Origin of the sequence: Kitasatospora sp. NPDC002965 (genome assembly GCF_040611255.1) — a bacterium.
Classification (GTDB): Bacteria; Actinomycetota; Actinomycetes; order Streptomycetales; family Streptomycetaceae; genus Kitasatospora.
The window spans coordinates 1-4,480 of sequence record NZ_JBEXNT010000262.1; the positions used below are offsets into that span (position 1 = coordinate 1).

Genomic DNA, 4,480 nt, shown 5'->3' on the forward strand with positions numbered 1-4,480 from the left:
CGGGAGCCGCTCCCGCCCGCCGGGCCCCGGCCCGTCGTCGGACGGCGGTCCGACGCGCGGTGGTCCGGCCGGCGGGGCCGGTGCGCGGCCCTACGTGCGGGGCCTGTTCGCGAACACCCACCGGTTGCCCGCCAACGCGTCGTTCTGCTCGGGCAACGGGCCGCGCCCGTGGCGGCGGGTGAAGTCGAAGGGGGTGTGGACCGACGTCGACCAGCCCTTGCCCGTCAGCCGGCCCGCGGAGTCGGGCCGGGGCCCGCCGTCGAACAGGCTGAGCAGGTCGATGCCGATCTGATGCTTTGTCGACGTGTAGATCGGGCTGTCGCGGTAGGCCAGCAGGTCCTTCTCCAGCTTGACCTCGAAGGCCAGGGCGCTACCCCCCGGGCTCAACCGGTCCACCGTGTCGATGAGGTACGTCTCGGCCGCGGCGGGCAGGTAGAACAGCAGCCCCTCGGCGAGCCAGACGCTCGGCGCCGACGCGTCGAAGCCGGCCCCGGTCAGGGCGCCGACCCAGTCGGCGCGCAGGTCGGTCGGGACCGGTACGCGCGCCGCCTTCCGGGTGGTCGCCAGCCCGTCGAGCACGTCGTGCTTGAACGCCAGCACGCCCTCCCTGTCGATCTCGAAGACCACGCAGCCGGGCGGCCAGTCGAGCCGGAACGCCCGGGTGTCGAGCCCCGCCCCGAGCAGGACCACCTGGTGGGCCCCCGCGTGCGCCGACCGGAGGAGGAAGTCGTCGAGGACCTTCGTCCGCAGGCCGAAGTACCGGGCGAAACGCCCCCACAGCGGGTTCAAGTCGCCTTCCGGCACCTCGTGGAGGCGGACGGGCCACGCCGCGGACGCCGGTGCGGCGCGGACGAAGTGCTCCGCGTAGTCGTCGCGGGCGAGGCTGTCGTGCCGGTCGGTCTCGATCGCCCGCGCTGCGGCGACCAGGAGCGCGGTGATGCCGACGCCCCCCTTCACGCCTTCCGTACCTGTGCCCCGACGCGCTGCGTCGACCATGCGTCCTCCCTCGGGCGGGTGTCGAGACCCCTGGGTCCTAGCTCCCCGCGTCTCTCCCACTGTCCGTGCGGCGCCTGCCTCCCGGCCGGGGAGCCCGCCGGATTCACTGGAACGGGTGAATCCTGGGGTATTCCCCTCCGGGCACGCCCTCGTCGTGGTCGGCACCACGGGTGCCGGCGGGCATCCGGTGGTCAGTACCGGGGCGGGGCCTCAGCGGTGCGCACCGTGGGCGGGGCTGAGGGCGTCGTTCATGGCCGACAGGACACGGATCGCGGCGTGCATGTCGTCCGGGTCGAGGCGCGGCAGGAACGCCGTGCGGTCCCGGTGCAGGGCCGTGTCGCCGCGTCGGACCAGATCGGTGCCGGCCGGGGTGAGGAGGACGGCGTTCTCCCGGCGGCTGTGCGGGGACGGCCGGACCGCGACCAGTCCGGCGGAGACCGCGTGGTCGATCTGGCGGCTGACGGTGCCCTTGGTCAGGCCGAGCCGGTCGGCCACCTGCTGCTGGTTGAGCGGTCCGGGGTGGGCGTCGATGACGGAGAGCACGAGGAACTGTGCCAGGGAGATGCCCAGCTCCTGCTGGAAGAGCGCCTCGCCGGCACGGTCCATCAGGCCAGCGACCCGGCGGGTGAGATACCAGAGCGTGGCCAGATCGTCCGGCATCGGCTTGTTCATGGGGTCAGGGTAGCCCATTCGTTTGACAGGCGACGGTTCTGGCTGCAACCGTTGCTGGCGAAACGGTTTCCTCTTCCTCCGGAGTACCGCATGCGCGTTCTGATGGTCCTCGACCACCCGTACACCTTCGCCTCGGCCGACAACGTTCCGCACCACCGCAGCTTCACCGCCGCCGTCGCCGCCGCTGCCGTCCGGGGCGCCACCGCGGCGGGGCACGACGTGGACCTGATCGACCTGGCCGCCGACGGGTTCTCGCCGGTGATGACCCGGCAGGACCTCGTCGCGTGGCGGCAGGGCGCCGCGACAGACCCACAGGTGCGCGACTACCAGGACCGCCTGATGGCCGCCGACCACCTGGTGTTCGCGTTCCCGGTGTGGTGGGAGGCGATGCCCGCGGCCACCAAGGGGTTCCTCGACCGGGTGCTCACCAAGGGCGTGGTGTTCGCCGAACGGCCCGAGGCCAAGGGCAGCCCGTTCCGCAACCTGCTGCCGCGGCTGCAGGGGGTCACGGTCCTGTCCGTCATGACCACCCCGGACAGGGCCTACCGATGGTGGTACCGCGACCCGTTGACCAAGATCCTCTTCAAGGGGACCTTCGGAAAGATCGGCGTCAAGGGCCTGCGGTGGGTCAACTTCGACCGCGTCACCCGGCGGACCCCGGAGGAGCGCCGGCAGATGCTCCTCGACACCGAGAAGCGGTTCGCCGCCCTCGCCCCGACCCGCGGCTCCGCGGACCCCGGAACGCACGGCCGGGAGGCCGCGCCCCCCGGCCGTTGAACGGGTCGGCGGGGCCGGGGGCGCGACGCTCCGTGCGGGCCGGCCCCGGCGCCCGGCGCGCGACGCCCGCCGCCGATGCGGGCGAGGGCCCGGAAGCCGTCGGCGGCAGGGTCGACCGGTCGGCTCAGAACAGGGGCAGGCGGCGCAGGAAGACGTCCTGGTGCTGGTTGGTGTCCCCGGGCACCAGGGGGGTGTCGGCGGACGCGATCATCACCGACGTACCGAGCGCGTCGATGGACGGTCCGTCCGACTCGACCGCCGACTCGGAGCCGTCGGCGGACGGCGTGACCCGCTCGACCCGGCCCGTCCACAGGTCACGGCGGAAGACGTCGCCGACGCCGTTGGTGTCGCCGGGCACCAGGTTGGCGGCCGCCGAGGCGAAGTAGACCCGGCGGCTGTCGGCGGTCATCACGGGGGAGTGGGACTGGCCGTCCCCGGCGCCGGGCGCGCCGTCGTGGGCCGTGCTGACCAGGGCGGTGGTCTCCGTGAGGAGGTCGCGGACGAAGATCTGCGGATGGGTGTAGCCGGTGACCATGGACGTGTAGGAGCTGAAGAGCGCGTAGCGCCCGTCGGGGCTCAGCCCGCCGTCGAGGGCGCCGTACTTCTTGCCGTCGGGGCCGATGCTGGCGGGGCGGGTCCTGCCGGTCCGCAGGTCGTGGACGTACAGCGGGTAGGTCCGGGGCTTGGCGATCTGCGCGCCACCGCCGTCCGCCGGGTCCTCCTCCGGGTCGTCCTCGGGGGCCGGGGCGAGGCTGTCGCGGGAGATGAAGGTGATGCGGGTGCCGTCGGCGCTGAGTGCGGGGTGCCGGGCCGGGCTCCCGGCCTGGGTTCCGTCGTCGGCGACGTTGGCCCGCCGGGCGGTGCCGGTGCGGCGGTCGTGCACGAAGATGTCGGCGACGTGGTTGGTGTCGCCCGGGACCAGATCGCTTCGGCCGGAGGCGAACGCGACGTAGCGGCCGTCCCAGCTGATCACCGGGGTGTCGGTGCCGCCGGACTGGGGCCGGGACGGGTCGCCGGCGGTGATCCGCTCGGTGTGCCCGGCGACCCGGTCGCGGACGTACACGTCGAAGGTGCCGTTGGTGTCGCCGGGCACCAGGTCGGGGGCGTCCGAGGCGAAGGCGACGTAGCGGCCGTCGGCGCTGATCGCCGCCCCGGAGGAGGTGCCGGTGGCCTGGGCGCCGTCGTCGGCGACGCTGACGCGCTCGGTCCGCCCGGTGAGCAGGTCGCGGACGAAGACGTCGGAGTCGCCGTTGGTGTCGCCGGCCACGAGGTTGGCCGCGTCGGAGGTGAAGACGGCGTAGCGGCCGGTGGCGGAGAGCGCGCCGAGGTAGGAGTCGCCGTCGGCCTGCGCCCCGCCGGGGGCCTGGCTGATCCGTTCGACGCGCGGTGGTGCGGAGGCGGGGCGAGCCGTGGCGGGCCCTGCGGTGGCTGCCGTGAGAACGGCGGCCACCGCGCACGCGCCGGCGGCGGTGAGGGATCGGGCACGGTGCGGTGCGAACATGAGGTCCTCCCGAACGGGCTTACCCCCGGGCCTCGTTGGCCGGCGGGCCCCCTGAGCCAATAGCCGGGGCGGGTGGGCGGTCAACGCCCCGGTGGACGATTGTCCGTAAAAGAACGTGCCCGTGACGCCTCGTCAGCTCGGGGGTTCGGGTGGACGTGACCGACCCGCACGTCGCACTGAGGCGAGGTTGACCACACGGCCCCATCCGCGCTCGCGCATCGCGGGCGCGCACAGCCTGGTCAGGGCGAGGACGACCGCACGCATCAGTTGCCGGCGCGGGGCTCGGGCGGACGGGCTGCTGCCCGGCCCCGCCGGACCGGGCAGCGCGCGGCGGTACGGCCGTGGCTCGGCGACCGCACCGCCGGTCACGGGGCGCTGATCAGGCGGGGAGTCCGACGGCGCGTTCGCCGTTGCGGCGTTGTTGGATGACGACGGCGGTGACGAGGAGGGCGCCTTGGGCGACGTTCTGCCAGAAGGAGTTGATGCCCTGGACGGTGAGGCCGTTTTCGAGGCAGCCGAGGAGGGCGACGGCGA

At 73.8% G+C, this 4,480-nt stretch carries 4 protein-coding genes; 1 reads left to right on the top strand and 3 read right to left on the bottom strand.

Going from position 1 to position 4,480, the window contains the following annotated elements; translation table 11 throughout:
- Positions 1 to 90: 90 nt before the first annotated feature.
- Together ABZY91_RS41425 and ABZY91_RS41430 are read right to left on the bottom strand one after the other, a co-directional pair.
- A complete protein-coding gene (locus tag ABZY91_RS41425) occupies positions 91 to 996 on the bottom strand; it encodes a class I SAM-dependent methyltransferase (protein WP_355409350.1) in 906 nt (301 codons plus the stop codon).
- Between the two features lie 210 nt (positions 997 to 1,206).
- Positions 1,207 to 1,668: a MarR family transcriptional regulator gene (locus tag ABZY91_RS41430; RefSeq protein WP_355409351.1), complete on the bottom strand. Its 462-nt coding sequence runs from the start codon at positions 1,666 to 1,668 to the stop codon at positions 1,207 to 1,209.
- A gap of 90 nt (positions 1,669 to 1,758) precedes the next feature.
- Between ABZY91_RS41430 and ABZY91_RS41435 the strand changes: the two genes are divergently transcribed.
- Entirely contained in the window at positions 1,759 to 2,445 is a 687-nt protein-coding gene (locus tag ABZY91_RS41435; RefSeq protein ID WP_355409353.1) for an NAD(P)H-dependent oxidoreductase, read from the top strand.
- Between the two features lie 124 nt (positions 2,446 to 2,569).
- Here the strand turns inward: ABZY91_RS41435 and ABZY91_RS41440 are convergent, their stop codons facing one another.
- Positions 2,570 to 3,946, bottom strand: coding sequence for a hypothetical protein (locus ABZY91_RS41440; RefSeq protein WP_355409355.1), 1,377 nt, complete (start codon positions 3,944 to 3,946; stop codon positions 2,570 to 2,572).
- Positions 3,947 to 4,480 lie beyond the last annotated feature (534 nt).

What these genes read in the sequence shown, in the direction of transcription:
- ABZY91_RS41425 (WP_355409350.1), bottom strand. Translation starts at nt 996, where the DNA reads ATGGTCGACGCAGCGCGTCGGGGCACAGGTACGGAAGGCGTGAAGGGG.
- ABZY91_RS41430 (WP_355409351.1), bottom strand. Translation starts at nt 1,668, where the DNA reads ATGAACAAGCCGATGCCGGACGATCTGGCCACGCTCTGGTATCTCACC.
- ABZY91_RS41435 (WP_355409353.1), top strand. Translation starts at nt 1,759, where the DNA reads ATGCGCGTTCTGATGGTCCTCGACCACCCGTACACCTTCGCCTCGGCC.
- ABZY91_RS41440 (WP_355409355.1), bottom strand. Translation starts at nt 3,946, where the DNA reads ATGTTCGCACCGCACCGTGCCCGATCCCTCACCGCCGCCGGCGCGTGC.